This window comes from Amycolatopsis sp. DG1A-15b, from assembly GCF_030285645.1.
Classification (GTDB): Bacteria; Actinomycetota; Actinomycetes; order Mycobacteriales; family Pseudonocardiaceae; genus Amycolatopsis.
Genome location: NZ_CP127296.1, coordinates 1,622,476 through 1,648,690 on the forward strand (window position 1 = coordinate 1,622,476; position 26,215 = coordinate 1,648,690).

Genomic DNA, 26,215 nt, shown 5'->3' on the forward strand with positions numbered 1-26,215 from the left:
GTCCCGCCGAACGGATCTTGTGTTACAGCAAGCGGATTCAGGCGGCGGCGAGCCGGCGGAAGCGGCTGCCGTGGAAGACCAGTGGTGGGGTTTCGGCCGTTCGCAGGCGGTGGATCTCCAGAAGGGCGATCAGGTGGTCACCGGCCGGGACCTCGTCGTGCAGGGAACACTCCAGCCACGCACTCGACCCGCTGATGAAGACGCTGTCGTCCGGGCCGGGCTCCCACTCGACGTCGCGGAAGCGGTCGCCGTGGCGGGACGACAGGCGGAGGCAGGCGGCGTCCTGGCCTTCGGCGAGGACGCTGAGGCCCAGCCGGGGCCGGTCGCGCAGGAGCGGCCACGTCGACGATGTCCGCTGGATGCACAGCGACACCAACGGCGGCGCCAGCGAAACCGACGTGAACGAGCTGGCGGCCATTCCGCGCGGCACGCCCTCGACGAGGGCGCACACCGCCGTGACGCCGGAGGGGAAGCAGCCGAAAGCTTCGCGCAGGTGGCTCTCGGACGTCACGGGCTGGAGGTCGATCATCAGCGTCCTTTCCGAAGCGGGGGATGCAGGGCCCGAACGGGTGGGGCGGGCTCGGCGAAGCGTTCGACGTCGACGGCCGCGTGCTGGCCGGCGCAGCCTTGGGACAGCCGCGACGACGGGATGTCGGCGGTCAGGACGTTCGGGTTCCCGTGGGCGCACAGGGGCCCGGTGGGGTGGTCGTCGACCGGGTCGAACCACGCGCCGGTGGGGAGCTGGACCACGCCGGGGCGGAGGGCGTCGTCCAGGACCGCGCCCGCCAGGCAGGCGCCGCGGGCGTTGAACACCCGGACGACGTCGCCGGTCGCGATGCCGCGGGCGGCCGCGTCGGCCGGGTGGAGGCGGATCCGCTCGCGGCCGGCCACCTTGCCCGCGCGGCTGACGTCGCCGGCGTCGAGCTGGCTGTGCAGGCGGGTGTGCGGCTGGTTCGCGATCAGCCACAACGGCCCGGTTTCGGTCGGGGGCAGCCAGACCGGGTGGCCGGGGCAGTCGGCGTAACCGAAACCCGCAATGGTCGACGACGTGATCTCGATGCGGCCGCTGGGCGTCTTCAGCGGGTGGGCGTGCGGGTCCGCGCGGAAGTCCGCGAACAGCGTGTGGTGTTCCCGGCCGGGTGGCAGCCGCAGTTCCCCGGCGGCCCAGAACTCCGCGAACGAGGGAGTGGCACGCCAGCCGCCGTAGAGGTGTTCCAGCCACTGCCGGGCCGTCCGGCCCTCGGTGAAGGCGGCGGAAACGCCGAGCCGGGCGGCCAGCGCGGCGAAGATCGCGTAGTCGTCCCGGGCGTCGCCCGCGGGCGGGGCGATCCGGTGCATGGCGATCACGTGCGTGTCCCGGCGGCCGGAGCCGAGGTCTTCCCGTTCCAGCGCGGTCGTGGCGGGCAGGACGATGTCGGCGTGGCGGGCGGTGGCGGTCCAGTGCGGTTCGTGGACGACGACGGTGTCCGGACGGGTGAACGCCCGGCGCAGGCGGTTGAGGTCCTGGTGGTGGTGGAACGGGTTGCCGCCCGCCCAGTAGACGAGCCGGGTGTCCGGGTAGCGGCGGCCTTCGCCGTCGTAGTCGTAGGTCTCGCCCGGGTGCAGCAGCAGGTCCGCGATCCGGGCCACCGGGATGAACTCGGCCACCGGGTTGACGCCCTGGGGCAGTGCCGGCACGCGCAGCTCGGGGCCGGTGTCGCCGACGTCGCCCATGGAGCCGTAGCCGTGGCCGAAGCCGCCGCCGGGGAGCCCGATCTGCCCCAGCATCGCCGCGAGCGCGATGCCGGCCCAGACCGGCTGTTCGCCGTGTTCGGTGCGCTGCAGTGACCACGTGACGGTGATCAGCGTCCGGTGCGCGGCCATCTCGCGGGCGAGCGCGACGATGTCGGCGGCCGGGATACCGGTGATCTCGCCCGCCCACGCCGCGTCCGTGCCGGTGTCCAGGAGGTAGCGCTCGAACTCGGGGTAGCCGACGCAGTAGCGGTCGAGGAACGCGCGGTCGTGGCGGCGTTCCGTGACGAGCGTGTGGGCCAGCGCCAGCATCAGCGCGGTGTCGGTGGCGGGCTTGACCGGATACCACGTCGAGTCCACAGTGGACGGCAGATCGTCGCGCAGCGGGCTGATGAGCGCGACCCGGCCGCCGAACCGCGCGAGGTGCCCGGGCGTTCCGTGGACCGTGACACCGCCGGGCGTGACGAACACGTTCTTCTCCGGCACGCCGCCGAACGCGACGATCAGTTCGGTGTGCTCGGCGATCGTCGGCCACGTCGATGCCTGCCGCAGCACGGCGTGCGTGTCGCCGACGACGTGGGGCAGCAGCACCGACGACGTCCCGTTGCTGTAGGTGTTCCGCGACGCCGTGAAGCCGCCGATCGTGTTCAGGAACCGGTGCAGCTGGCTTTGGGCGTGGTGGAACCGCCCGGCGCTCGCCCAGCCGTAGGAGCCGCCGAAGATCGCCTGGTTGCCGTGTTCGGTCCGGACGCGGTCCAGTTCGGCGGCCAGCCGGTCGAGGACGTCGTCCCAGGGAACCTCGACGAACTCGTCGCGGCCGCGCCGGGCATCCGGGCCCGGGCCGTTGTCCAGCCAGCCGCGGCGGACCGCCGGGCGGGCCACCCGGCTCGGGTGGTCCAGCGCGGCGGCCAGGTTGCCCAGCAGGGGCGACGGCGCCGGGTCGGCCGGGTGCGGCTCGACCCGCAGCCGCCCTTCGGCGTCGACCTCGGCGGAGAAGGCGCCCCAGTGCGATGTGCTCGGCTTCATGCCCCGACGGTAACGGCGTCGGCCTTCTCCCGGACCAGCTTGACCAGGGTGCCGTAGTCGCGGGCGTCGGCCAGCGGCGAGAACCCGCGGATCAGCAGGGTGCCGACGCCGAGCCGGACGTAGTCGAGCAGCGAGTCCGCGACCTGCTCGTAGCTGCCGACCAGCGCGGTGGAGTTGCCCGCCGCGCCGGTCGTCTTCGCCACCGCCGTCCACAAGCGTTCGTCGACCACGTCCCCGGTCGCCGCGGCCTCCAGGAGCCGCCGCGAGCCGACCGCTTCGCTCGAGTCACGGCGGCCCTTGAACTCGCCGACGCGGTCCTGGGTGAGCCGCAGGATGTCGCGGGCCCGCTCCCACGCCTCGGCCTCGGTCGCCGCCGGGATGGGCCGCAGGCTGACGCTGAACGCGAGGTCCCGGCCGGCCGCGGCGGCACGGACCTGGTCGATGCGCTCGGCGATCCCCGCCAGGGGCTCACCCCAGAAGGCGTAGACGTCGGCGTGCTTCGCCCCGACCCGGATCGCGTCGGCGGAGGCGCCGCCGAAGTAGACCGGGATGGGCCGCTCGGGCCGGATGTCGGAGAGGGCGCCGCGGACCCGGTAGAACTCGCCCTCGTGGTCGAACGGCTCCGCCGAGTCCCAGGTCCGCCGCACCACGGACAGGAAGTCGCCGGTGCGGCGGTAGCGGGTGGGCTTGTCGGTGAAGTCGCCGTCGCGGGCCTGGTCGGCGTCGTCGCCGCCGGTGATGACGTGCAGGGCGATCCGGCCGGGGTGGAACGCGTCGAGCGTGGCGAACTTGCGGGCCAGCTGGGTGGGCGCGACGAAGCCGGGACGGTGGGCGAGCAGCACGCCGAGCCGCTCGGTGGCGGCGAGGACCTGATCGGCGAGCACGAACCCGTCCGGGCTGCTCGCCGACTGGGCGATCAGCACCCGGTCGAACCCGGCCTCCTCGTGCGTGCGGGCGACTTCGCGCAGGTAGCCCGGCTGGATGACCGGGCCCTCCGGTGCGGCGATCTCGCTGGCCTGGCGGCCGGCGGCGTAACCGATGAATTCGAGCGTCACGGGGTCTCCTGTCCCAAGGCGCGGGCGGCGGCGAAGATGTCGCTCATCCGCCAGCTTTCGTTGGCGTGGGTGCGGCGCGCCCGGCCCCAGCCGGAGTCGCGCCGGTACTGCGCGGGCCAGTCCGAGGCCCGCACGGCGGCTTCGTCGACGGCGACCGGCGTGCGGCAGTCCGGATCGACGAACAGGGCGTCGACCGGGCAGTACAGCTCGCAGAGGAAGCACGTCTGGCAGTCGCTCTGGCGGGCGATGACCGGAGCCGCGTCCGGGACGGCGTCGAAGACGTCGCTGGGGCACACCTGCACGCACTTGTCGCAGGCGATGCAGCGGTCGGCGAGGACGAGTTCGATCACGCGGCGGCCTCCTGCCAGACAGGGTCGTCGGTGCGCCAGTGCATGCCGAGGGTTTCGCGCCGGCGCAGGGCGGCGGTCTTGACCCAGCGGCCCACGGCGACCAGCGACGCCGTTTCGCGCGCCGCCACCGCGTCGCGGCCGGTGCCGGTCAGGCCCGCCTCGACGTCCGTCCACAGGGAATCCAATGTGGACAAAGAGGCACGGAGACCGGTCTCGTCGCGGAACATGTTCTTGTCGTAGGCGTTCAGCTCCTCCCGGACGACGTCGACCACGACGGTCGTGTCCACCGCGCCCCGGCGTCCGCTCGGCCGGATCCCGGCCCGTCCGGCCGGACGGAGCGGGGTCGCGGTGGCACCGCGCGCGTACCGGACCGCCGCCCGCCCGGCCCACGTCCCCGACGAGACCGCCCACGCCGAGTTGGGCGAGCCGCCGCCGGAGATCGCGCCGACGACCGGCACCCGGCTGGCGACGTCACCCGCGGCGAACAGGCCGGGCACGCCGGTGGCGCAGTCCGGCCCGGTGACGAGCCCGCCGACGCCCCGGATGGTGCCCTCGCCGAGCAGGGTGACCTCGAACGGCTGGGTGTAGGGGTCGATCCCGCGGCGGGTGAACGGCAGCAGGAAGTTGGGCTGCACCACGGGCATCGTGCGGCGCACCCAGTCCGGCGCCCGGTCGAGCGTCGTGAACACCGGGCCGCGCAGCATCGCCGCCCCGAGGACGCGGTTGCGGTCCGGCCCGGACGGCAGCTCGATCTCATGGCCGCCGGCGTCGGTGTAGGTGCCGAACAAGTACGTCATCGACCGCGCCATCGTCGAGTACGCCGGGGCCAGGGTGTAGTAGTTCGAGAACTCCATGCCCGACAGCTGTGCGCCGGCCTCGACGGCCATGAGGTGGCCGTCGCCGGTGTTGCCGCGCGAGCCGAGCAGGTGGGACCGGAACGCCGTGCCGCCGGTGGCCAGCACGACCGCACCCGCCCGCGCCCGCCAGTTCCCGCCCGCCTGCCGCCGGACGCCGGCGGCGCCACCGACCGAGCCGTCCGGGCGCAGCAGCAGTTCGAGTGCGGGGTGGTGGTCGAGGATCCGGACGCCGGCGCGGTGGACGAGCCCGCGCATCACCCGCAGGTACTCCGGGCCGCGCACGTTGTTCGTCCGGTCGGGCTGCCCGTCGCGGACCGGGAACGGGTAGTACCGGTCCAACGTGGGCAGCCGCTCCCACGTCGTGCGCAGCACCCGCAGCGCCTGTTCGGGGTCGGCGAGCCCGCCCGCGTGCGCGTGCCGCTCGGCCACCGCGCGATCGTGGTCTTCCGGTTCGACGAACCAGTGCGTGACCCCGGCCGTGGCGGTGACGCCGCTGGTGCCGCAGTAGCCCTTGTCCACGAGCACGACGTCCCCGCCGGCCTGGGCCGCGGCCAGGGCGGTCCAGGTCGCCGCGAGGCCACCGCCGACGACGAGCACGCCGGCGCTCAGGTCGAGATCACCGCTCATCGGGACTCCGCCAGCTCGGCGACCCCGAGTTCGGCCAGCAGCCGGTGCCGCAGCTCCTCGAACCCCGGGTTGCGTCGGCTGCGCTCGCCGTCGAAGACCACACGGTGCTCGGCGGCGAGCCGCCCGGACCGCATCGCGACCACGCGGTCGGCGAGCAGGATCGCCTCGTCGACGTCGTGGGTGACGAGCAGGACGGCCGGGCGGTGCGCGTCGACGAGCTGCCGGACCAGGGCGTGCATCTTGATCCGGGTCAGCGCGTCCAGGGCGGCGAACGGCTCGTCGAGCAGCAGCAGCCGGGGTTCGCGGACGAGCGCCCGGGCGAGCGCGACACGCTGGGCCTCGCCGCCGGACAGCGTGACCGGCCAGGCGTCGAGGTGTCCGGCCAGTCCGACTTCGGTCAGCGCGCGGGCGGCGGCTTCGCGGGGCAGGCCGATGGCGACGTTCTGCCACACCCGCCGCCAGGGCAGCAGGCGGTGTTCCTGGAACACGACCATCCGCTCGGCCGGTGCGGCCAGCTCGCCGTCGTCGGGGGTGTCGAGCCCGGCGAGCAGGCGCAGCAGCGTCGTCTTGCCGCAGCCGCTTTCGCCGATGAGCGCGACGAACTCGCCGGGCGCGATGTCGAGGTCGAGCCCGCTCAGGACGGTTCGGGGGCCGAAGCTCTTGGTCAGCGCGCGCACGCGCACGGCGGTGCTCACAGCTTCACCGAGTGGTCGGCGACGGTGATCGGGCCGCTGAGGATCTTCCGCTGGGTCAGCCAGTCGGCGCCGCGCTGCAGCTGGGCGATCCCGTCGTCGTTGATCAGCGCCAGCTTCGTCTGGACGTTCTTGGCCGCCATCTTGTCCAGGACGGGTTGCGGGTAGTGGGAGACGGCGTTGCCGATGTCGAGCGCTTCCTTGTAGTGCTGGTTCTGCCACTCGTAGTCGGCCTGGAACGCGGCGATCACCTTGCGGATCGTGTCGGCGTTCTGTTCGGCGTAGTCGCGGCGGACGAGGTAGCTGGTGAAGTCGATCTGGAAGTCCAGCTCGTCGCCGTCGACGAAGATGGGCTTGGCGCCGTACTGGACCTCGGCGATCTCGCGGAAGCCCTGCCAGATGGCCCAGGCGTCGATCTTCCCGGCGCCGAACGCGGCGGACGCCTCGGGCGGGTTGAGGTAGGTGATCTTCACCGAGTCACGGGGCACGTGGTACTTCTCCAGCGCGGCGACCAGCAGGAACTCGCCGAGCCCGGCTTTGTTCACCGCGACGGTCCTGCCCGCCAGGTCGGTCACCTTCTCGATCCCGGTGTGCGCGCCCGCGACGATGGCGGTGGTCCGCGGGGCCGACGCCGCCCAGGCGACGTAGACCAGGTCGGCGCCCGACAGGATCGCCTGGTCGGCGGGGGTCGTGCTGCCGCCGAAGCTGAAGTCGGCCGTGCCGCCGACGACGGCCTGCAGGGTCGGCGCGTGGTTGGGGAACGGCCCGACCCACTCGACGGCGATGCCCTGGTCCTTGAGCGTTTTTTCGAGCACACCCCGGGCCTTCGGGACGGAGATCGTGCTGTAGGTCAGCCGGACCTTGCCCTGGGTGGCACCGCCGGCCGAGCCGGTGGCGCAGGCGGCGAGCGGGGCGGCGAGGGCGGTGAGCCCGGCTGCGGTCAGGAACGTGCGGCGGGAGAGTGTCATGGCGGTCCTCAGGCGGTCAGGCGGGCGTAGGTGGGGTGCCAGCGCAGCAGGCGGCGTTCGAGCAGGCGGGTGACGAGGTCGCAGAGGATCCCGATCACGGCGTAGATGAGCACGACGAGCACGATGACGTCGGTCTGCAGGAATTCGCGGGCATTGGTGGCCATGAACCCGAGGCCCGCGTCCGCGCCGAGGGTCTCGGCGATGACGAGAGCGAGCCAAGCGGCGGTGAGGGACAGCCGCAGCCCGCCGAGGATGGACGGCAGCGCACCGGGCACCACGACCCAGCGGAGCTGCGCGGCGCGGCCGAGGCCGGCGACGTCGGTCATCTCCAGCAGCTTCGGGTCGATCTGGCGGATGCCGAGCACGGTGGTCAGGTAGAGCGGGACGGCGGTGCCGAGCGCGATCAGGAAGATCTTCCCGGCTTCGCCGATCCCGAACCAGACGATGACCAGCGGCAGGATCGCCAGGAACGGGACCGCGCGGACCATCTGGATGCTGCGGTCCAGCAGCGCTTCGGCCACTGCGGACAGTCCGACCAGCAGGCCGAGCGCGAGGCCGAGGCTCGCGCCGATGGCGAACCCGGTGGCCGACCGCTGGACGCTGGCGAGCAGGTTCGAGGGCAGTTCGCCGTCGGCGATCAGGGCACCGGCCTTGGCCAGCACGCTGCTCGGCGCCGGCAGCACCTGCTTCGGGAGGAGCCCGGTCCGCGCGAGGAGTTCCCAGAGCGCGAGCACGGCCACCGGTGTCAGCCAGGAGACGGCCCGATGCGGGAACCGGATCCCGGCGGCGGCCGGCCGGTCGAGGGCGCGCGTCACCGGGGATCGAGCCCGGAGTCGAGGTACTCGGTCAGCTTCTTGCCGCCGGGGAACAGACCCTGCTGCACCCAGGTGTCGTAGGTCTTCTGCAGCTGGGCGGCGAGCGCGGTGTCGACCGGGATGCGCTGGTAGTTCGTCTCGTCCGGCCGGACCTGGGTGGCGATGGCGATCGGCTGGTGCGCGAACCCGGCGTACCACTTGTCGAACGCGTCGGGATTGTCCTTCGACCAGGCGTAGCTCTTGTCCACGCGGCTCGCGAAGTCCTGGATCGCGGTGCGTTTGCGGGGGTCGCCCAGTGCCTTGTCGGTGGCCGACAGCACGTTCAGCCCGGAGTTGATGCCCGCGCCGTCGGAGAGCACCCGCGCGCCGAGTTCGCCGCGGGCGCGGGCGGCGTAGACGCTCCAGGTGGCCCAGGCGTCGATGTTGCCGGTCGAGAACGCGCCGTTCGCCTCCGAGGGGGCGAGGAAGTTCAGCGTGACGTCCTTGTCCGACAGCCCGGCCTGCTTGAGCGCGCCGATCACCAGGTAGTGGGCGACGCTGCCGCGGGTCGTGGGGGAGATCCGCTTGCCCTTGAGGTCGGCGACGGTGCGGGCGGGACTGTCCTTCGGCACCAGGAGGTAGGTGCCCTTGCCGCCGTTGCTCCAGGCCGCGGCGACCTTGATCTTGGAGCCGCCGGCGATCGCGGTCACCGTGGGGGAATCGTTGGCGCCGCCGATGTCGATCGCGTCGGCACGCAGGGCCTCGTGCAGGTTCACCGCGGCGGCGAACTGCGACCACTCGATCTTGTAGGGCAGGTTTCCGAGCAGCCCGGCGGCCTTGAGCCGGGACTGCGTGGCACCGGTCTGGTCGCCCACGCGCAGCACGACCTCGCCGGAAGCGTCCGATGTGGACGAACCGCACGCGGCGAGCGTGGTGAGGCCGAGCAGGGCGGCCACGAGCAGGGCGAGCCGGGGTTTCGAGGGCATGCGGAACTCCCAATGCGGTGTCGGGCCGCGGAGATTCGGTGGCGGCGCCGGGCTATATGGTCACCGGCGTGTGTCTATTTTCCCTTGCGGCCGGGAAGAGTCAATGTCCGCGCCGTGCTTCCCACGAGCCGGGAACGATCCACAGTGGACTTTCACCCGGTCGCGGCGCGCGCGGCGGCGAAGTACTCGCGCAGCGGGCGCCAGCCGGGCACGACGAACCGGCCGCCGGGACCGCTGAAGGTCAACGTCGGCAGGGCGTAGCGGACGTGGTGTTCGAGGTGCTTCGCGCGGCCGCTGTGCGGTCCGGGCGCGGTGATGTCGAGGACTTCCGGGCACGGGTTGCGCGTCTCACGCCAGTCGTCGCGGACGGCCTGGCGGATTTCGGCGCTCGCCATGGCCGCGCGCAAAGCGGGGACGTCGAGGCCCGGCACGCCCTCGACGGCGGCGAGCACGCGCTCGGTGTCGTCGGCCGGGGTGCCGTGCACGAACGTCGTCTCGCGCAGCCGGGTCAGCACGAGTTCGGCGATGGCTTCCCCCTGTGTCTCGGCGGCTTTCGCGGCCAGGGAAGCCGGCCAGCTCGACTTCGCCACCCAGGCCAGGTGGGGCGGCTTCGGGGCGCCGGTGTGCTCGCTGACGCCGTCGATGAACTTCGCGTACCAGGCGGCCTCGGCGGCCGGGTCGGGCGCCGGGTCCTCGCCGTCGTCGAAGAGGATGCCGAACACCCGGCGCCACCGGGCCTCCGGCAGCTCCGCCCGCAGCAGGCGGAACTTCGGCTCCGACCCCCACGCCCACGGGCAGGCGGGGTCGGTGTACTCGACGACTTCGAGCGGCACGGCTCAGTCCTCGGGCACGTCGACCGGGGACCAGAGGCTCGGCAGGTTGACCACGATTCCTTCCTGGCTGCTGCGCGCGATGATCACGACGGCCTCTTCGTCGGTCGGGTTCTCCTCGCGGTGCGGCACGTACGGCGGCACGAAGATGTAGTCACCGGGCCCGGTCTCGATCCGGACCTCGTCTTCGCCGTCGGCGAAGACGAACACCGGGTGGCCGGACTTGACGTAGATCGCCGTCTCGGCCTCGCCGTGGTGGTGGTCGCCGGAGTTGGTGACCGGCGCGACGTGCGTCTCGCCCATCCAGACCTTGGACGAGCCGACGGTCTTGCCGGAGATCGCTTCCAGGCGCTTCATCCCGGTCGTCTGGTTGGTGTCGCCGGTCAGGTCCGCGCCGCGGATGTGCCGCAGCGGCTGGTGCCAGAGGTCGCTCACGGAAAAGTCCCTTTCAGGTGGCGACGCGGGCCGGGGCCGCGCCGGTGAGGAGGTCGGCGATGGTCGTCGCGCGCAGGATCGCGTCCAGCCCGGCTTCGACGTCCGACCAGAACGGTGTCAGGCCGGCCGCGGTGCCGTGGTAGGCCAGTGCGGGCCGGGGCTCGCCGCGGACGGAGAGGAACTCGCCGTCGACCGCCACGACCGCGTCCCGCACGGTGACCTCGCCGGCGGCCTTGGCCAGCCAGTAGCCGCCTTCGCAGCCGCGCTGGCTGCGGACCAGCCCGGCCTGGCGCAGGTCCCGGATGACCGCCTTGATGAACCGGGCCGGGATGTCCTGGGTGGACGCGACGGCTTCGCAGGTGATCGGCCGCGTGGTGTCCGCGGCGAGCTCCAGCAGCACCCTGATCGCGTAATCCGCCCTGGCCGAGATGCGCATACCCGCCATCATCCCCGGACCAGGACCGGCCCGCGCGTCCCGGCGCGCAGCCACTCCAGGAACTGGACGATCTCGGCCGCCACGCTGCGGTGGGCGACATCGTTCAGCACGTCGTGCCGGCCGCCCTCGACCAGCGCGAACCGGCCCGCGGGGAGCATCTCGGCGAAGGCGCGCGCGGCCTTCGGGTCCGCGACCCGGTCCGCACTCCCGTGCAGGACGAGCGCCGGGGTGCGCGGGAGCACCGCCGGGAGGCCGGCGGGCTCGGCGAGCAGGGCGCCCCGGCGCAGCCGGGCGTCGCCTTCGAGCAGGTCGCGGTGGACCGGGCACGCCGTCCGCGCGTCGAGTTCGGCGTCCCATGAGCGGTCCGGCGTGGCGTCGGCCGACAGCGGCAGCCCGGCCGCCACGACCGCGTGCACCGGCAGCTGAGCGGCGAGGGTGAGCGCGTTGATGGCGCCGGTGTCGCTGCCGAGCAGGACCACGGGGAGCGGGCCCGCGCGGAGCTCGCCCGCGACGTCCTCCCCCGTGGGCACGGCGACGACCCGGTAGCCGTCGAAGGCCAGCCGGGTGCCGAGCCGGGAGTAGAGCCCGGGGTGCTCGCCCCGGCCCGGCAGCAGCACGACCGTGCCGCGCACGGGCACGCCTTCGGCCGGGGCCCAGCGGGCCGTCGCGGCGGGCGCGCGGGTCATACGGCGGCTGCCGCGGCGGGCTGCCGTTCGCGGCGGGCCAGCTCGGACCGGACCAGCGGGAGCAGGTGCCTGCCGTAGTCGATCGCGTCGTCGAGCGGGTCGTAGCCGCGGATGAGCAGCGTGGTGACGCCGATGTCGACGTAGTCCAGCAAGGCCTGAGCCACCGTCTCCGGCGTGCCGACCAGGGCGGTGGAGTTGCCCGCGGCGCCGGTCGCCGTGGCCAGGGGAGTCCACAGTGCACGGTCGTGCCGGTCGGCCTTCGCCGCCGCGGCCAGCAGCCGGACGCTGCCGGCGTTGGTGGGCGAGCCACCGTCACGCCATTCGCGGGCCGCCTTCGCCGCGCCCGACGCGGTGATCTTGTCCAGTATCCGCTCGGCCCGTTCCCAGGCCAGTTCGTCGGTCGGGCCGAGGATGGGCCGGAACGAGACGCTGATGCGGGGCGGGGTGAGCCGCCCGGCCGCCTTCGCCGCCGCCCGGACGGACGCGATCTGCTCCGCCGTTTCCTTCAGCGGTTCGCCCCAGAGCGCGAAGACGTCGGCGTGCTTGCCACCGACGCGGTAGGCCGCCGGCGAAGAACCGCCGAAGTACAGCGGGATCCGCGGGTTCTGCAGCGGGCGCACCTGCGGGGTGTAGTCGTCGAGCCGGTAGTGCTTGCCGTGGTGGGAGAACGCGGTGCCGGAAGTCCAGGCACGCTTGAGGATGTCCAGGTACTCGTCCGTGCGCTCGTAGCGCTCGTCCTTGGCCAGGTAGTCGCCGTCGCGGGCCTGCTCGACGTCGCTGCCGCCGGTGATGGTGTGCACCGCGACGCGGCCGCCGCTGAAGTGGTCGAGGGTGGCGAACGCGCGCGCGGCCAGCGTCGGCGCGACGAACCCGGGGCGGTGGGCGACGAGCAGCCCGAGGCGCTCGGTGTGCGCGGCCGCGTAGGCCGCCACCTGCTGGCCCTCCGGCCAGCCCGCGCCGTAGCCGATGAGCACGCGGTCGAAGCCACCGTCCTCGTGCGCCCGGGCGAACCGGCGGACGTAGGCGGGGTCGACGACCGGTCCTCTGGCCGGCCGGGTCTCGCTCGCGTCCCGGGTGCCGATCATGCCGACGAACTCGACGGGCATCTGCTTTCCTTTCGCCGCAAGAAGAACGCCCTGCCAGGGAACGGCACGGAGGGTGCGGTGTCAATTGGGCAGCTGCGGGTGTCCATTTGGTGGACGTCGCTGGCTTCCCCCGATCCGGGCGGCTTATCGTCGGCCCGCTCGCCGACCCTTCCGGGAGGACTTCGTGACCACGACCGTCGCCACCGTGCCGCCACCCGACCTCGCCGCGTTGCCGTCGATCGTCGCCGGGCTGGCCGCGCGAGCCGGCGAGCACGACCGCGAAGGGACGTTCCCGCACGAGGGTGTCGAACTGGTGCACGCCGCGGGTTTGCTGACCACGACCGTGCACCCGCGCTACGGCGGTCCGGGCGCCGGGGTGCTCGACACCGCCCGGCTGCTGGCGGAGCTGGGCCGCGGTGACCCGTCGGTGGCCCTGGTGACGGCCATGACGCTGTTCGTCCACGCGGCACAAGGTTCGGACCCGGCTTGGCCGGACGGGGTGTACCGGGAGGTGCTCGCGGAGGCGGGCGAGCGGCCGGTGCTGATCAACGCGCTGCGCGTGGAGCCGGAACTGGGCTCGCCGACCCGCGGCGGTCTGCCCGCGACGATCGCGCGCCGGACCGCGGACGGGTGGCGCCTGTCCGGCCGCAAGATCTACTCGACCGGCTCGGTGGGCCTGCGCTGGATGGTCGTCTGGGCCCGCACCGACGAACCCGACCCGCGCGTCGGCGGGTTCCTGGTGCGGGCCGACGCACCCGGGATCGGGATCGAACCGACCTGGGACCACCTCGGCCTGCGGGCCAGCGCCAGTCACGACGTCGTGTTCACCGACGTCCCGGTGCCCGACGGCGCCACCGCCGGACTGTCCACACCGGACACACAGCGCCCGCCGGTGCCGGCGTTCGCCTTGGCGCTGCCCGCGCTCTACCTGGGTGTGGCGCGCAACGCGCTGGACTGGCTCACGGGATTCCTCCGGGAGCGCGTCCCCAGCGGGCTCGGCAAGCCGCTGGCCACCCTGCCGAGGTTCCAGACCGGGGTAGGGGAGATCGCCGCGCGGATCACCGGTGCCGAGGAAGTCCTCTTCGGACTCGCCCGCCGGGTGGACGAGGGCGAGCCCGGCGCCGCGGCGCACGCGGGCGTCGCGAAGGTGCTCGCGACGCGGTTGCTCGTCGAGGCGGTCGAGCAGGCCGTCGCGCTCGCCGGGAACCCGGGGCTGACGCGGGCCAACCCGTTGCAGCGGCACTACCGCGACGTGCTGTGCAGCCGCGTCCACACCCCGCAGGACGACGCCGTGCTGACCGGGCTGGGCCGCTCGATCCTCGGCTGAATCCCTCCGGTGAGTCCCCTCTTTTCTCGGGAAGAGCGCACTGGGTGCGGCCTATGCCCTGGCCCGCGACCAGCTCGCCAGCGGCGCGCGGCCGGATGCGTCGAGCTGATCCTCCGGCACGTCACCGCGCCTTGACGGCGTGCACCGCTTCGGCGACCGCGAGGAGGGTGGCGATCGGGTCGTCGCCGAGGGGGTGGACGCCGACGTGGTCGGCGCCGGCGTCCCGGTGGGCCAGCAGCCCGGTCGCGACCGTGGCCGGGTCGCCGTGGGCGACGAGCGCGTCGATGAGGCGGTCGCTGCCCGCATCGGCGAGGTCGTCGTCGGTGTAGCCGAGCCGCCGGAGGTTGTTCGCGTAGTTGGTGACGGCCAGCGCCGTTCCGGGTGGTGCGGACCGGGCGATCGCGCGGGCTCGCCCGGTGTCCGGCTCGACGAGGGCGAAGTGCCCGGGCAGCAGGAGTTTGCCCGCGCCGAGGATCGAGCGCGCCCGCCGGGTGTGCTCGGGGGTGACCATGCCGGGAACGGTGCCGGCGGTGCGGTCGCGGGCCAGGCGCAGCATTCTCGGCCCGAGTGCGGCCACCACCACCCGGCCGCCGGGGACGCCCGCCCGACCGAGCTGGTCCAAATAGGACAGCAGGGTGTCGTACGGCGCGGCGTATCCGGCGTGCACTTCGCGGTGCCCGATGCCGACGCCGAGCAGGAACCGGCCGGGGTGCCGGGCTTCGATCCGGTGGTAGGAGGCGGCGACGGTGCCCGCGTCGGCGGTCCAGGCGTTCACCACGCTGGTGCCGACGGTCAGCCGGGTGGTCGCGTCGAGCAGCTTCTCCGCGAGGGCCAGGTCGGCCGGCGGTGAGGCGTCCAGCCAGAGGGTGCCGTAACCGGCCCGCTCGACTTCCGCCGCGGCTGCCGGGTTCACTTCGTGCTCGCGCAGATGGGCGCCGAGCAGGCCGAGTTCGATGGTCATGCCCCGACTCCAGCACGGCGGTCCGCCGCGAACCAGGGCCAGGGGGCACGCGCAGCGATAACCTGATGGCATCGTCGCAGGGGAGGGCCGGTGGAACTACGGGCGTTGCGGTACTTCGTCACGGTCGCCGACGAGCTGCACTTCGGCCGGGCCGCCGACCGGCTGCACATCGCCCAGCCCGCGGTCAGCAGGCAGATCGCGCGGCTGGAGCGCGAACTGGGGGTCCGGCTGTTCGACCGCTCACCGCGGCAGGTCCGGCTCACCGTGGCCGGGCTCCGGGTGCTCGACGCGGCGCGTGCGGCCCTCGCGGCCGCCGACCGGGTCCGGGTCGCGGCCAGCCCGCAGGCGGGCGTGATGCGCATCGGCACCGGCACCGGCCAGTTCGCCGCGCGCCTGGAACGCGGGATCGACGCGTTGCGCGAGCAGGCCCCGGCGTTCGACGTCGTGCTCGTCGACCTGCCGTTGCCCGCGCGCCTGAACGCCCTGCGGCAGGGGGAGCTCGACCTGGCGCTGGCGCGGGGCGTGCGGGCGGCGCCGGGGCTGCGGGTGCTGCCGGCGTGGACGGAGGCCCTGTTCGCGGTCGTCTCCGTGCGGCACGCCGTCGCCGGTCACGCGGCCGTCGGCGTGGCCGAACTGGCCGGCGGTCCGTTCCGGACGGCTCAGGACCACGACCCGTCCGTGGTCACCGCGCTGCGGGAGGCCGGAGCCCCGGTGCGCCCGGGGCACCGCGCGGGCACGGCCGGGGACACGATCATCGAGGTCGGCTCCGATCCGCGCAGCTGGACGGTGCTGCCGGCCGATCAGGTGGCCGAGCTCCGCTCCACCCGGGTGCGGGCCATCCCGCTCGAACCCCGGACGACGATCACCGGCAGCGTCGTCATCCCGGACGACCTGCCGTCCCCGTGCACCTCGGCCCACCGGGCGGCCTTCGGTGACTGACGCCGTGCCCCGGCCGGGCGCCTGCACAGGAAAGCCCGGACCAGGGCCCCCGGCGCTGATCCCTCGAACGATTCGACGGCCCGCGGCCCGCACCTCTGTCACCTCGAGGGCACGGCTGACGCGGCGCTCGTCAGCAGGGGCACGAGGGCATCGGGGCGGTCCAGCGGGATGATGTGCCCGCAGTCCTCGATGAGGTGGGCCGTGAGGTCGTCGGTCACCGGGTGCAGCTGGCGGGTGAGGGCGTCGCCCACCGGGTGGGCGCCGATCGCCGCGGTGGGCACGGTGAGCCGGCCGGCCGCGGTGGCGTCCGCGATCTGTGCCGCGCTTTCGGGCATGGCCCGGTAGTGGCCGAAGGCGCTCCGCAGGGCTTCGCGCCCGGTGTACGCCGCGATGAAATGACTCCGGATCGCGGGTGGCACGCCGCGGCCGCGGGTGCCGGCGTCGAGGAACCAGCCGATGTAGTCGGCCTCGTGACCGGCGAGGACCGTCTCGGCGAGGCCGGGGACGGCGTGGAACCCGAACCACCACGGCGGCCCGCCGGCGAGGAAGTCTTCGGCTCCCGGCAGGCGTCCGAGCAGCGATTCCATGAGGACGAGCCGGCGCACCCGGTCCGGACGCCGCATGGCGAGCAGGAAGGCGGGCGGAGCGCCCGCGTCGATGCCGACGATCGTCGCCGCCGGTTCGTCCAGGGCGTCGAGGAGCGCTTCGGCGTCGGCTGCGAGGGTTGCGGCGTCATAGCCGTCGGCGGTGCGGGTGGTCGCGCCGAGACCACGCAGGTCCGGGGCGATGACGCGGTGCTGCCGGGCCAGCTGCGGGATGACGGCGGTCCACAGCCGCCAGGTGTGCGGGAAGCCGTGCAACAGCAGGAGCGCGGGCCCCTGGCCGGTGACGGCCACGTTGATGTCGATGCCGTTCGCCGTGACCCGCTGCTCGCGCACGGTGCCTCCTCAGTGGTTACCATTGGTTACCAGATGAGGTTAGGTAACCGTCTCGGCCTGGCCAAGACGGCACTTTGCGGAAAGGTGGTGAGCTCCAGGTGACCCCTTCCCCGAAGGGCACGCGCGGCGACCTCTTCGACCCCGCCTGCCCCACCCGCAAGCTGCTCGACCGGATCGGCACGAAGTGGACGTCCATGGTGGTCAAGGTGCTGGCCGAGGCCGGCCCGGGCGAGGTGCGGTTCGCGGAACTGCAACGCCGGATGCCCGGCGTCTCGCAGAAGATGCTGTCGGTGACCCTGCAGAGCCTCGCCCGCGACGGCCTGGTCGAGCGCCGGGTGGAGCCGGCGGTTCCGCCGAAGGTGCACTACCGCCTCACCGGCCTGGGCCACTCCCTCGAGGTGCCGCTCGCCGCCCTGCGCACCTGGGCGGAGGAGAACATGCCGGCGATCGACCGGGCCAACGCCGCGCCACGCGACTGACCGCCGGCACACTGCCCGAAAAGGACGCTGTCACCCGGGCGCGTCGATCCCCAGGTGGTCGCGCAGGGTGGTGCCGGTGTATTCGGTCCGGAAGGAGCCGCGCTCCTGCAGCAACGGCACCACCGTGTCGGCGAATTCGTCGAGCCCGCCGGGGGTGACGTGCGGGACGAGGATGAAGCCGTCGCTCGCGTCGGCCTGGACCAGGTCGTCGATCGCCGCCGCCACCGTCGCGGGCGAGCCGATGAACGTCTGCCGGCCGGTGACCTCGATGATCAGGTCGCGGGTGGACAGGTTCTTCGCCTCGGCGAGCTGCCGCCACTCGCGGGCCGTGGCGACGGGATCGCGGTACATGCGGACGCTCGCGCGGCCGGGGGCGATCGTGGACCCGTCGACCACCGGATCCGTCGACGGCAGGGGCCCTTCGGGGTCGTGGCCGGACAGGTCGGTGTTCCAGACCTGTTCGAGGAACTTGATCGCGGTCTGCCCGCTGACCTGCTGCCGCCGCACGACGTGGGCGCGCTCGTGGGCGTCGGCGTCGGTGTCGCCGAGCACGAACGTCGCCGCGGGCAGGATCACCAGCTGCTCCGGGGCCCGGCCGTACTTCGCCAGGCGGCCCTTGACGTCGGTGTAGAACGCCTGGCCCGCTTCGAGGGTGCCGTAGCGGCTGAAGATCGCGTCGGCGGTGGCCGCGGCGAACTCCCGGCCCTCGTCGGAGTCACCGGCCTGGATGATCACCGGACGGCCCTGGGGGCTGCGCGGCACCGGGAACCGGCCTTCGATGTCGAAGTGCGCGTCGTGGTGGGCGAAGGCGCCCGCCTCCGGGTCACGCAGGAACACGCCGGTCCCGGCATCGGCGGTGATCTCGTCACCCCGCCAGGAATCGAACAGCTCCCACGCGGTCCGCAGGAACGTTTCGGCGCGCTCGTAGCGCTGGTCCTGCGGGAGGAACCCGCCGCGGCGGAAGTTTTCGCCGGTGAAGGCGTCCCACGACGTGACGACGTTCCAGGCGGCGCGCCCGGCGGAGAGGTGGTCGAGCGAGGCGAACTGGCGGGCCACCTCGAAGGGCTCGTTGAACGTCGAGTTGATCGTGCCGGCCAGTCCGAGCCGCTCGGTGACGGCGGCCAGGGCCGAGAGCACGGTGAAGGTGTCCGGGCGGCCGACGACGTCCAGGTCGTAGATCTGCCCGTTCTGCTCGCGCAGCCGCAGGCCTTCGGCCAGGAAGAAGAAGTCGAACTTCGCGCGCTCGGCGGTCTGCGCGAGCTTGACGAAGGAGCTGAACTCGATGTGGCTGCCGGCTTCGGGGTCGCTCCACACGGTCGTGTTGTTGACGCCGGGGAAGTGCGCCGCGAGGTGGATCTGCTTCCGGGTCATCTCGGTCCTCCTCAGACGGCGGCGTAGCGGTTGGCGGGGCGGGCGAGACCGAGCAGCCCGCGCAGGGTGCTCGCCTCGTACTCGGTGCGGAAGGCGCCGCGGGACCGCAGCTCGGGGACCAGGCCGCGGGTGATCGCGGTCAGGTCGTGCGGGATCGTGCCCGGCCGCAGCCGGAAGCCGGAGAGCCCGGCGGCCTGCCAGTCGAGCAGCAGGTCGGCGAGGCCGGCCGGGGTGCCGGTGAAGGTGTACGCGTCGGACGAGTACTCCGCGCCCGACAGGTCGTCGAGCCGGGCCTTGCGGTCCTTCGCGGCCTGTTCCGTCTCGCCGAGGAACACGACGACGTCGGCGAACACGTGCAGCGTCTCGTCGCCGCGCCCGGCCCGCGCTTGCTCGTCCCGGACGGCGGCGACGATCGTCGTGGCTTGCTCGCGGTCGAACGGCGTCACGTAGACGACGTCGGCCGAACGGGCGGCGAGCCGGTACGGGATGGCGGCGTGGGCCAGCGCGGTGACCGGCGGCTGGCCCTGCGGTGGCCGCGGTGTGATCGACGGGCCCTTGACGGAGAACCAGCGGCCTTCGAAGTCGATGTAGTGCAGCTTCTCGCGGTCGACGAACCGGCCGGTGGCGACGTCGCGGATCTCGGCGTCGTCCTCCCAGGAGTCCCACAGCCGGCGCAGCACCTCGACGTAGTCCGCGGCCTCGTCGAAGAGGTCGGCCAGGGGGCTGGGCCGGCCCGGCTCGGCGGAGTCCTCGAGCCGGAATTCGCCGAACTCGCGGCGGCCGAAGTGCCGGTTGTCGGCGGCGCGCCCGGCCACCTGCACGCGGACCCCGGCCCGGCCGGTGCTGACGTAGTCGAGCGTGGCGATCGCCTTGGACAGGTGGAACGGCTCGGTGTGCGTGACGACCGCGGTCGGCACGAGCCCGATGCGGGAGGTGAGCGGGGCGACGCGGGCGGCGATCAGGACCGCGTCGAGCCGGCCCTGGACGATGTCGGCCCGCTCGCCCGGCCGGTCGAGGTAGTTCACGGTCTGCAGGGCCAGGGAGTCTTCGATGGTGACGAAGTCCAGCTTGCCCGCCTCGGCCTCGCGGACCAGGTCGGCCCAGTACCCGGCGGTGAGCAGCTCGCGTGGCCGTGCGCCGGGTTCCCGCCAGGCGGCGGGGTGCCACCCCGCCCCGTCCAGTGCGACGGCGATCCGCGGTCCGGTTCCTGCTGCCATCCCGGCGTTCCCTTCTCCTCGGCCCCCGTCCGCAGTGTGCTCCGGATTCCGCGCCGCGGGCGCGACCGGCCAACTGCTGGGACGAGCGGGGAACGCCGGGAATAAACCGCGGGTCACTTCACTTCGTGCAGCTTTCCGGTGGCGACGTCGAAGACGAAGCCCCGCACGGACTCCTTCTTCGGGATGAACGGGCTGTTCCGGATCCGGGCGATCGACTGGCGCACGTCCTCGTCGAGATCGGTGAAGGCTTCCGCGGCCCAGGCGGGTTTGACCCCGACGTCCTCCTGGACGGACTTCTTGAAGCCGTCGTCGGTGAAGGTGAGCATGCCGCAGTCGGTGTGGTGGATGAGGATGATCTCCTCGGTGCCGAGCAGGCGCTGGCTGATCGCGAGCGAGCGGATCTCGTCCTCGGTGACGACGCCGCCGGCGTTGCGGATCACGTGAGCCTCGCCTTCGTTGAGACCGAGGACGCCGTAGACGTTGATGCGGGCGTCCATGCAGGCGAGCACGGCGACGTGCTTGGCCGGCGGCAGCGGCAGCGGCCCGGTGAAGTTCGCGGCGTATGCGGCGTTGTTGGCCAGGAGCTCGTCGGTGACCGACATGGTGGTCCCTTCCGCGTAGTGGGGTGGACCGAGTGGACGCGCCCACGCGGTGGTGCGCAACCGTGCCCACGACCTGGGAAACTGTCCATTGAGGACCCTTGTTCCGCTCCGTGGACGTACTGGCCCGCCGCGAACCGCGGCTCGAAAATGCCCACATGACAGCGTTGAACGACGAGGCCGGCTACGACCGCGTGCGGCTCGCGCAGTGGCGGGCGGGGAACGCGCGCCTGCCGGGGCTGAACCGGCGCGCTCTGCTGAGGCTGACGGCGGCCGGTGGTCTCGCGCTGGCCGCGACCGGGACGGCGTCCGCCCCGGCGTCGGCCGCGGGCCCGATCGTCAAGCCCCTGCCACCGGAGTGGTTCGACGTCTACGGCAGCAACGCCGAGACGCGCTGGGAAGCCATGAGCGGGCAGGGTTACCTCACCCCGGTCGACCGGTTCTTCGTCCGCGACCACACGTCGACCCCGGTGCTCGACGCCGCCACCTGGCGGCTGCGGCTGTTCGGCTCCGGACTGCGCGGCTCGCCGACGGCGGCGAACCCGGTCGAGCTGACCTACCGGGACCTGCGTGAGCTGCCGTCCGAGACGATCACCGCGTTCATCGAATGCGCCGGCAACGGCCGGAGCTTCTTCACCGGCCAGCAGGGCCAGACCGTCACCGGGACCGCGTGGAAGCTGGGCGCGGTCGGGGTCGCGCGCTGGCGCGGTGTCCGGCTGGCGACGGTGCTCGCCCGCGCCGGGCTGACCCGCGACGCGGTGGACGTGCTGCCGGAGGGGCTCGACCCGGACTACGTCACCGGCGGGGTGAACCTCGGCAAGGTGCGGCGGCCGCTGCCGGTGGGCAAGGCGCTGCAGGACGTCCTGCTGGCCTACGAGATGAACGGCGAGCCGCTGCCGCCGGACCACGGGTTCCCGGTGCGGCTGGTGGTGCCGTCGTGGGCCGGGATCTCGTCGATCAAGTGGCTGGGCCGGATCGAGGTGTCGGCGACGCCGCTGGTGTCGCCGTGGAACACGCAGTACTACCGGCTGCTGGGCCCGGACTACCCGGCCGAGGGCACGCCGGTCACCGAGCAGGTGGTGAAGAGCGCGTTCGAACTGGAACGGGGTGCGACGCTGGCGGCCGGGCGGCGGCACGTGCTGCGCGGCCGGTCCTGGTCGGGCCACGGCCGGATCCGGCGGGTCGAGGTGAGCGTGGACGGCGCCACCTGGGCGCCCGCCAAGCCGATCGGCCCCGCCCTCGACCGTGGCTGGCTGCGGTGGGAGTTCCCGTGGCGGCCGCGCACAGCCGGGGCGTACACGCTGCGGGCGCGCGCGACCGACGTCACCGGTGTGCGGCAGCCGGAGGTCGCGCCCTACAACACGCAGGGGTACCTGTTCGGCGCGATCGTCCGCCACCCGGTCACGGTGAGCCCGGCGTGACCCGGGGACGGTGCGGGCGCTCCTGCGGTTGCGGCCCTCGCCGGGCCGGCCTCGAACGATCGCGGTGACTCGGGCGGTCGGCGGCGACCGCCTTGCCTGCGAGCCCGGTGCGGCCTGTCGAGCTTCGTTGTGAAGGGGGCACGTGCACTTGCTGCTGGTGGGGGCGGCGCCGGTGACCGCCGCGGACCTGGGTCACGAGCTTCGCGGTCACGGCTTCGAAGTGGGCGTCGTGGACAGCGGGGCCGCGCTGCTCGCCACGCCCGTCCGGGCCGACCTGGTGTTGCTGGCCCTGGATCTGCCCGACCTCGACGGCCTGGAGGTCTGCCGCCGGCTGCGTGCCCGCAGCCAGGTGCCGATCATCGGCCTGTCCGGCCGCGATTCCGAGCTGGACCGGGTGCTGGGCCTGCAGGCGGGGCTGGACGACTACGTGTCCGCACCGGTCCGGGCGCGCGAGCTGGTCGCCGTGATCGGCGCGGTGATGCGCCGGGTCCGCCGCCCGGCCGGGGAGGCGACGGTGGCCGGCGAGGCCATCGTCCACGGCTCGCTGCACATCGGCTTGCGCCGCCGTGGCGGAAGTCGTCGATTCGCTGACCACAGGGGCTGAAGGTCGCCGGTCACGTGGCCGACGTGTCCGATGAGGACAGTGTGCGCCGGCTCGTGCGGTTCGCGGTGGACACGTTCGGCGGCGTCGACATCCTCGACAACAACGCGGCGCTGGTGTCGGCGATCAAGCGGGACCGGGATGTCGTGACCATGCCCGTCGAGCTGTGGGACGAGGTGATGGCGGTGAACCTGCGCGGTCCCATGCCGCTGTGCAAGCACACGGTGCCGATCATGATCGAGCGCGGCGGCGGCTCGATCGTCAACATCGCCAGCGGCCCGTGGCGCCGGAGCTGATCAAGACCCCGGGCCCTGGACGCGGACATGCCAGGGTTCGTGCAGGACAAAATCCGCGCGCACAACCTGGTACCCCGGCTGGGCACCCCGGCGGACGCCGCCGCGCTGGTCACGTTCCTCGCCTCGCCGGCGGCGAGCTTCATCACCGGCCGGCTCATCCCGGTGGACGGCGGCTTCCTGTCCCACCTGCCGACGCTCGCCGTGCTGGCGCCGCCCGGCCAGGGCGACGCCGGCAACGTGGCGGACCGGACTTAGTTCTTGACCGACTGCATGCAGAAGGTGGTCACCGCGAGGGAGCCCTGCATGCTCCAGGAAGCCGCTTGGTCCGAGCCGGGAAAGTCCTTGCAGACCTCCTCGACGGTCTTCGACAGACCGTCCATCTTGGTCAGGCCGTCCACCTGGCCGAGCACCTTCGCCGCACCCTTCTTGCAGGGGGCGAGGCGGAGCTCCCCGCCGGCGCCGGTCGCCATGCACTCGCCGACGGCGGGCTTCCGGTTGTCCGGGTTCTTCAGGTCTTCCAGGCACAGGACCTTCGACGACAGGCTGCCCTGCCGCTTCCACTCCATCGAGGCGGCCGCGGACGGGACCTTGGCGCAGGCCGCGGTCATGAGCCCGCCCAGCGCGCCGCCGTTCTCGACACCGGCGACCTTGTAGTTCGCCTCCGGTCCACAAGGGACCTTTTCGGCGTGGGCGGCGTCGGAGAGGTCTCCCTTGACGCAGTCACCCACCTGCGGCATGCCCTTGCCCGGGTTCTTGACGTCCTCCAGGCAGAACAGCGTGCCCTTCGAGACATCGGTGCCCTCCCAGTACGCGGCGGTCGCGGTCGGGAACTGGTCACAGCCGCCGAAGCTCATCGCCACCTGGTGCTGGTCCGGGACTTTGCCGACGATCTTGTAGTCGGCTTCCGGGCCACATGCCACGGAGGTCACGCTGTCGGCGTTGGCCGTGTTGCCCTTGAGACAGTCGCCGACGTTGGTGCTCTTGGTCGTGGCCGAGGTCAGCCCGACCACAACCACGACCGCGAGGAACACGAGGGGAATGCCGATCCGCAGCGCGAGTTTGAGGCCACTGCGCTTCTGGGGCGGCAAGCCGTACGGCGGAGGCATCGGGTAAGGCATGGGGTACGGCGCGGGCGGGTACGGCGCGGGCGGGTACTGCGGCAGGGCGGCCCCGGGGGTCGGGGGCCGGAAGGGATTCGCTTCCGGCGCGGGCTGCTGCGGTCTGTCTTCGGGCACTGTCATGGAAGGTCCCCCCAGGTCTGAGCATGATTGGCCGCCGAATCTTAACCGGAGAACAGTCTGTCCTCCGAGCCCCGGCTCGAGCTCGTGCGCCAGTGCGGCAGCCGCGGCACCGCCCGGCGAGGGGGCCAGGCCCGGGCCGCCGACGACCGCGTCACCGAATCGCCGGGAACCCGGCGCGGGCGGCAGCCGACTGATACCTCCGAGGCAGGCGAAAGGAGCTCGATGTCGATCGACCAGAGCGAAGAGCGTACGGCCGAGGCGCCGCCCGAGCCCCGGTTCACCTGGGCGGCGGTTCGCCCGCTGCTGGTGCGGCTGCATTTCTACGCCGGGGTGTTCGTCGGCCCGTTTCTGCTGGTCGCCGCGTTGACCGGGCTGGCCTACATCTGGACTCCGCAGGCCGAGCAGGCCGTCTACGACCACGAGCTGCACGTCCCGGCCGCGCCCGGGGTTGTCCCGCTGGCGCAGCAGGCGGCCGTCGCGAAGGCGGCGGTGCCGGACGGGACGGTGACCGGGATCCGGCCCGGGCCCACGCCGACCGACTCGACGCAGGTGATCTTCAACCGGCCGGGACTCGAACCGAGCTTCCACCACACGGTGTTCGTCGATCCGCACACGGGGACGATCCGCGGGCAGCTGGAGACCTACGGTTCGGGTCAGGCGTTGCCACTGCGCAGCCGGCTCGACGGGCTGCACGCCAACCTGCAGCTCGGTGACTTCGGCCGCTGGTACAGCGAACTCGCGGCGAGCTGGCTGTGGGTGGTGGTGCTGGCCGGGATCGCGCTCTGGTTCGGGAGCCGGAAGCGGAAGAAGTCGCAGAGCGCGCGCGGACGGCTGTTGTCCTGGCACCGCATGACCGGCCTGGTGATCGCGGCCGGGCTGCTGGTCCTTTCGGCCACCGGACTGACCTGGTCCGAGCACGCGGGCGACAACATCAGCGAGCTGCGCTCACAGCTGGACTGGACGACGCCCTCGGTGTCGGCCGCGCTCCCGGCCGCCACTCCCCAGGGCGCCGACGTCGGAATCGACGCCGTGCGCGCGGCGACGTTGCAGGCGGGTTTGTCGGACCCGGTGGAGATCCGGCCGCCGTCCGCGCCGGGCAAGGCGTACGTCGTGGCACAGGTCGGGCGGGAGTGGCCGACGAAGGCGGACTCGATGGCCGTCGATCCGGCCACCGGCCGGATCACCGCCACGCTGCCGTTTTCCGATTATTCGGTGGCGGCCAAGCTGTCCCGCTGGGGGATCGACGCCCACATGGGCCTGTTGTTCGGGGTGGCGAACCAGATCGTGCTCACCGGGTTGGCGGTCGGGTTGATCGCGGTGATCTTCTGGGGTTACCGGATGTGGTGGCTGCGCCGTCCGACCCGGGGTGACGCGCGCGTCGGACGTCCGCCGGTGCGGGGAACGTGGCGCCGGATTCCGGGCCGGGTGCTCGCGCCGTTCCTGGTGGCGACCGCGGTGGTGGGCTACTACCTGCCGGTGTTCGGCTTGTCGCTGCTGGCTTTCCTGGTCGTCGACCTGATCGTCGCGGCTCGTCGTCAGGAGGTGAAGGCGTGATCGAGGCGACCGGATTGCGGTGGATCCTGACGGCGGTGTTCGTCGCGGCCGGGGCGTTCTGTGTCTACCGCTGTTTCCGCCGGAAGTCGGTGACGGGCCGGGTCGGCGACGTGCTGCACGCGGCGATGTGCCTGGCCATGGTCGCGATGGTGTGGCCGGCCACGATGGGAGTGGCCGGCGTTCCGCAGGTGGTGCTGTTCGGGTTCGCCGCGGTGTGGTTCGCCGTGGCCGCGGTGCGCGGCGCCGCCCACGAGGGCCGGTGGCACCCGGGCTATCACGCGGTGATGATGCTGGCGATGGTGTGGATGGTGTTCGCGATGCCGCGCGCCATGGTCGGCAGCGGCGCGGCGACGACGATGGACATGCCGGGAATGGAGGGCATGGCGATGGCACTTCCGTCGGCCGGCGGCGGGGTGCCCGCCGACGTGGTGATCGTCGCGCTGACGCTGGCGACCGCGTTCTGCCTGGCGGGGATCGCGTTCCTGGCCCGGCTCGTCGACGGGGCCCGGATCGCGCCGCCGTCGGTGCGCACGGCCGGGTGGGGCGCCGACGCCCTGATGGGCCTCGGCACCTCCGTGATGCTGCTGGCGATGCTGTGAGATCAGGCTGCGAGCGCGGCTGACTCACGATCCGGCGTGGCCTGCGAACGGATCCCGCGCCGGGTCGGGGGTGCGGCTCGAACTCGATGAAGTCGGTGGCCGCCTTGGCCACCT

Annotated in this window: 29 protein-coding genes; 9 read left to right on the forward strand and 20 right to left on the reverse strand. The window is 72.9% G+C overall.

Annotation, left to right across the window (positions count from 1 at the left end; genetic code table 11):
- Window positions 1–37: 37 nt before the first annotated feature.
- The 14 genes from QRY02_RS07550 to QRY02_RS07615 form a co-directional block, all read right to left on the reverse strand.
- The gene (locus QRY02_RS07550) at window positions 38–529 is read right to left on the reverse strand and encodes a flavin reductase family protein (RefSeq protein WP_285990775.1); all 492 of its coding nucleotides are present in this window, start codon (window positions 527–529) and stop codon (window positions 38–40) included.
- Complete coding sequence (locus tag QRY02_RS07555; protein WP_285990776.1) at window positions 529–2,757, reverse strand: molybdopterin-dependent oxidoreductase; 2,229 nt, start codon at window positions 2,755–2,757, stop codon at window positions 529–531. Before QRY02_RS07555 ends, QRY02_RS07550 begins: the two co-directional genes overlap by 1 nt.
- Entirely contained in the window at window positions 2,754–3,812 is a 1,059-nt protein-coding gene (locus QRY02_RS07560; RefSeq protein ID WP_285990777.1) for an LLM class flavin-dependent oxidoreductase, read from the reverse strand. The genes QRY02_RS07555 and QRY02_RS07560 overlap by 4 nt, the downstream gene beginning before the upstream one ends.
- Complete coding sequence (locus QRY02_RS07565; protein ID WP_285990778.1) at window positions 3,809–4,162, reverse strand: 4Fe-4S dicluster domain-containing protein; 354 nt, start codon at window positions 4,160–4,162, stop codon at window positions 3,809–3,811. The genes QRY02_RS07560 and QRY02_RS07565 overlap by 4 nt, the downstream gene beginning before the upstream one ends.
- Window positions 4,159–5,646, reverse strand: coding sequence for an FAD-binding protein (locus QRY02_RS07570; protein ID WP_285990779.1), 1,488 nt, complete (start codon window positions 5,644–5,646; stop codon window positions 4,159–4,161). Before QRY02_RS07570 ends, QRY02_RS07565 begins: the two co-directional genes overlap by 4 nt.
- A complete protein-coding gene (locus QRY02_RS07575; RefSeq protein ID WP_285990780.1) occupies window positions 5,643–6,341 on the reverse strand; it encodes an ABC transporter ATP-binding protein in 699 nt (232 codons plus the stop codon). Before QRY02_RS07575 ends, QRY02_RS07570 begins: the two co-directional genes overlap by 4 nt.
- Window positions 6,338–7,306, reverse strand: a complete 969-nt coding sequence (locus tag QRY02_RS07580) for an ABC transporter substrate-binding protein (RefSeq protein ID WP_285990781.1) — start codon at window positions 7,304–7,306, stop codon at window positions 6,338–6,340. Before QRY02_RS07580 ends, QRY02_RS07575 begins: the two co-directional genes overlap by 4 nt.
- An 8-nt stretch (window positions 7,307–7,314) precedes the next feature.
- Window positions 7,315–8,121 carry an ABC transporter permease subunit gene (locus tag QRY02_RS07585; protein ID WP_285990782.1) on the reverse strand — a complete coding sequence of 269 codons (807 nt, stop codon included), beginning with the start codon at window positions 8,119–8,121 and terminating at the stop codon, window positions 7,315–7,317.
- Complete coding sequence (locus QRY02_RS07590) at window positions 8,118–9,086, reverse strand: ABC transporter substrate-binding protein (RefSeq protein ID WP_285990783.1); 969 nt, start codon at window positions 9,084–9,086, stop codon at window positions 8,118–8,120. The genes QRY02_RS07585 and QRY02_RS07590 overlap by 4 nt, the downstream gene beginning before the upstream one ends.
- Window positions 9,087–9,238: 152 nt before the next feature.
- Entirely contained in the window at window positions 9,239–9,919 is a 681-nt protein-coding gene (locus tag QRY02_RS07595; RefSeq protein WP_285990784.1) for a DsbA family oxidoreductase, read from the reverse strand.
- 3 nt (window positions 9,920–9,922) lie between these two features.
- Complete coding sequence (locus tag QRY02_RS07600; RefSeq protein ID WP_285990785.1) at window positions 9,923–10,351, reverse strand: cupin domain-containing protein; 429 nt, start codon at window positions 10,349–10,351, stop codon at window positions 9,923–9,925.
- Window positions 10,352–10,364: 13 nt separating this feature from the next.
- The gene (locus QRY02_RS07605; RefSeq protein WP_285990786.1) at window positions 10,365–10,787 is read right to left on the reverse strand and encodes an RrF2 family transcriptional regulator; all 423 of its coding nucleotides are present in this window, start codon (window positions 10,785–10,787) and stop codon (window positions 10,365–10,367) included.
- An 8-nt stretch (window positions 10,788–10,795) separates the two neighbouring features.
- Window positions 10,796–11,473 (reverse strand): alpha/beta hydrolase, encoded by a 678-nt coding sequence (locus QRY02_RS07610; RefSeq protein WP_285990787.1) that lies wholly within the window; start codon window positions 11,471–11,473, stop codon window positions 10,796–10,798.
- Window positions 11,470–12,579 (reverse strand): LLM class flavin-dependent oxidoreductase, encoded by a 1,110-nt coding sequence (locus QRY02_RS07615; RefSeq protein ID WP_285990788.1) that lies wholly within the window; start codon window positions 12,577–12,579, stop codon window positions 11,470–11,472. The genes QRY02_RS07610 and QRY02_RS07615 overlap by 4 nt, the downstream gene beginning before the upstream one ends.
- A 163-nt stretch (window positions 12,580–12,742) precedes the next feature.
- On the opposite strand from QRY02_RS07615, the gene QRY02_RS07620 reads away from it, so the two are divergent.
- Window positions 12,743–13,885: an acyl-CoA dehydrogenase family protein gene (locus QRY02_RS07620; RefSeq protein ID WP_285990789.1), complete on the forward strand. Its 1,143-nt coding sequence runs from the start codon at window positions 12,743–12,745 to the stop codon at window positions 13,883–13,885.
- Between the two features lie 121 nt (window positions 13,886–14,006).
- On the opposite strand, the gene QRY02_RS07625 is transcribed toward QRY02_RS07620, so the two are convergent.
- On the reverse strand, window positions 14,007–14,846 hold the full coding sequence (locus QRY02_RS07625) for a TIGR03620 family F420-dependent LLM class oxidoreductase (RefSeq protein ID WP_285990790.1): 840 nt from the start codon (window positions 14,844–14,846) through the stop codon (window positions 14,007–14,009).
- A 90-nt stretch (window positions 14,847–14,936) separates the two neighbouring features.
- On the opposite strand from QRY02_RS07625, the gene QRY02_RS07630 reads away from it, so the two are divergent.
- Window positions 14,937–15,785 (forward strand): LysR family transcriptional regulator, encoded by an 849-nt coding sequence (locus tag QRY02_RS07630; RefSeq protein WP_285990791.1) that lies wholly within the window; start codon window positions 14,937–14,939, stop codon window positions 15,783–15,785.
- Between the two features lie 98 nt (window positions 15,786–15,883).
- Here QRY02_RS07630 and QRY02_RS07635 read toward each other — a convergent pair whose 3' ends face one another.
- Window positions 15,884–16,723: an alpha/beta fold hydrolase gene (locus QRY02_RS07635; protein ID WP_285990792.1), complete on the reverse strand. Its 840-nt coding sequence runs from the start codon at window positions 16,721–16,723 to the stop codon at window positions 15,884–15,886.
- 98 nt (window positions 16,724–16,821) lie between these two features.
- On the opposite strand from QRY02_RS07635, the gene QRY02_RS07640 reads away from it, so the two are divergent.
- Window positions 16,822–17,202 (forward strand): winged helix-turn-helix transcriptional regulator, encoded by a 381-nt coding sequence (locus tag QRY02_RS07640; RefSeq protein ID WP_285990793.1) that lies wholly within the window; start codon window positions 16,822–16,824, stop codon window positions 17,200–17,202.
- 30 nt (window positions 17,203–17,232) lie between these two features.
- Here the strand turns inward: QRY02_RS07640 and QRY02_RS07645 are convergent, their stop codons facing one another.
- The 3 genes from QRY02_RS07645 to QRY02_RS07655 form a co-directional block, all read right to left on the reverse strand.
- A complete protein-coding gene (locus tag QRY02_RS07645) occupies window positions 17,233–18,573 on the reverse strand; it encodes an NtaA/DmoA family FMN-dependent monooxygenase (protein ID WP_285990794.1) in 1,341 nt (446 codons plus the stop codon).
- 11 nt (window positions 18,574–18,584) lie between these two features.
- Window positions 18,585–19,790, reverse strand: coding sequence for an LLM class flavin-dependent oxidoreductase (locus tag QRY02_RS07650; protein WP_285990795.1), 1,206 nt, complete (start codon window positions 19,788–19,790; stop codon window positions 18,585–18,587).
- A gap of 113 nt (window positions 19,791–19,903) precedes the next feature.
- Window positions 19,904–20,392: a beta-class carbonic anhydrase gene (locus QRY02_RS07655; protein WP_285990796.1), complete on the reverse strand. Its 489-nt coding sequence runs from the start codon at window positions 20,390–20,392 to the stop codon at window positions 19,904–19,906.
- A 155-nt stretch (window positions 20,393–20,547) separates the two neighbouring features.
- On the opposite strand from QRY02_RS07655, the gene QRY02_RS07660 reads away from it, so the two are divergent.
- The 4 genes from QRY02_RS07660 (at window position 20,548) to QRY02_RS07675 (ending at window position 22,962) form a co-directional block, all read left to right on the forward strand.
- Window positions 20,548–21,810 (forward strand): sulfite oxidase, encoded by a 1,263-nt coding sequence (locus tag QRY02_RS07660; protein WP_285990797.1) that lies wholly within the window; start codon window positions 20,548–20,550, stop codon window positions 21,808–21,810.
- Window positions 21,811–21,952: 142 nt separating this feature from the next.
- Window positions 21,953–22,414: a response regulator gene (locus QRY02_RS07665; RefSeq protein ID WP_285990798.1), complete on the forward strand. Its 462-nt coding sequence runs from the start codon at window positions 21,953–21,955 to the stop codon at window positions 22,412–22,414.
- Window positions 22,411–22,707 carry an SDR family NAD(P)-dependent oxidoreductase gene (locus tag QRY02_RS07670; RefSeq protein WP_285993792.1) on the forward strand — a complete coding sequence of 99 codons (297 nt, stop codon included), beginning with the start codon at window positions 22,411–22,413 and terminating at the stop codon, window positions 22,705–22,707. The genes QRY02_RS07665 and QRY02_RS07670 overlap by 4 nt, the downstream gene beginning before the upstream one ends.
- Window positions 22,708–22,734: 27 nt before the next feature.
- On the forward strand, window positions 22,735–22,962 hold the full coding sequence (locus QRY02_RS07675; protein WP_285990799.1) for an SDR family oxidoreductase: 228 nt from the start codon (window positions 22,735–22,737) through the stop codon (window positions 22,960–22,962).
- Here QRY02_RS07675 and QRY02_RS07680 read toward each other — a convergent pair.
- Entirely contained in the window at window positions 22,959–23,948 is a 990-nt protein-coding gene (locus tag QRY02_RS07680) for an LppU/SCO3897 family protein (protein ID WP_285990800.1), read from the reverse strand. The two genes, QRY02_RS07675 and QRY02_RS07680, sit on opposite strands and share 4 nt — an antisense overlap.
- Window positions 23,949–24,170: 222 nt before the next feature.
- On the opposite strand from QRY02_RS07680, the gene QRY02_RS07685 reads away from it, so the two are divergent.
- The gene (locus QRY02_RS07685; RefSeq protein ID WP_285990801.1) at window positions 24,171–25,502 is read left to right on the forward strand and encodes a PepSY-associated TM helix domain-containing protein; all 1,332 of its coding nucleotides are present in this window, start codon (window positions 24,171–24,173) and stop codon (window positions 25,500–25,502) included.
- On the forward strand, window positions 25,499–26,101 hold the full coding sequence (locus QRY02_RS07690; RefSeq protein WP_285990802.1) for a DUF5134 domain-containing protein: 603 nt from the start codon (window positions 25,499–25,501) through the stop codon (window positions 26,099–26,101). The genes QRY02_RS07685 and QRY02_RS07690 overlap by 4 nt, the downstream gene beginning before the upstream one ends.
- Window positions 26,102–26,215: the final 114 nt, after the last annotated feature.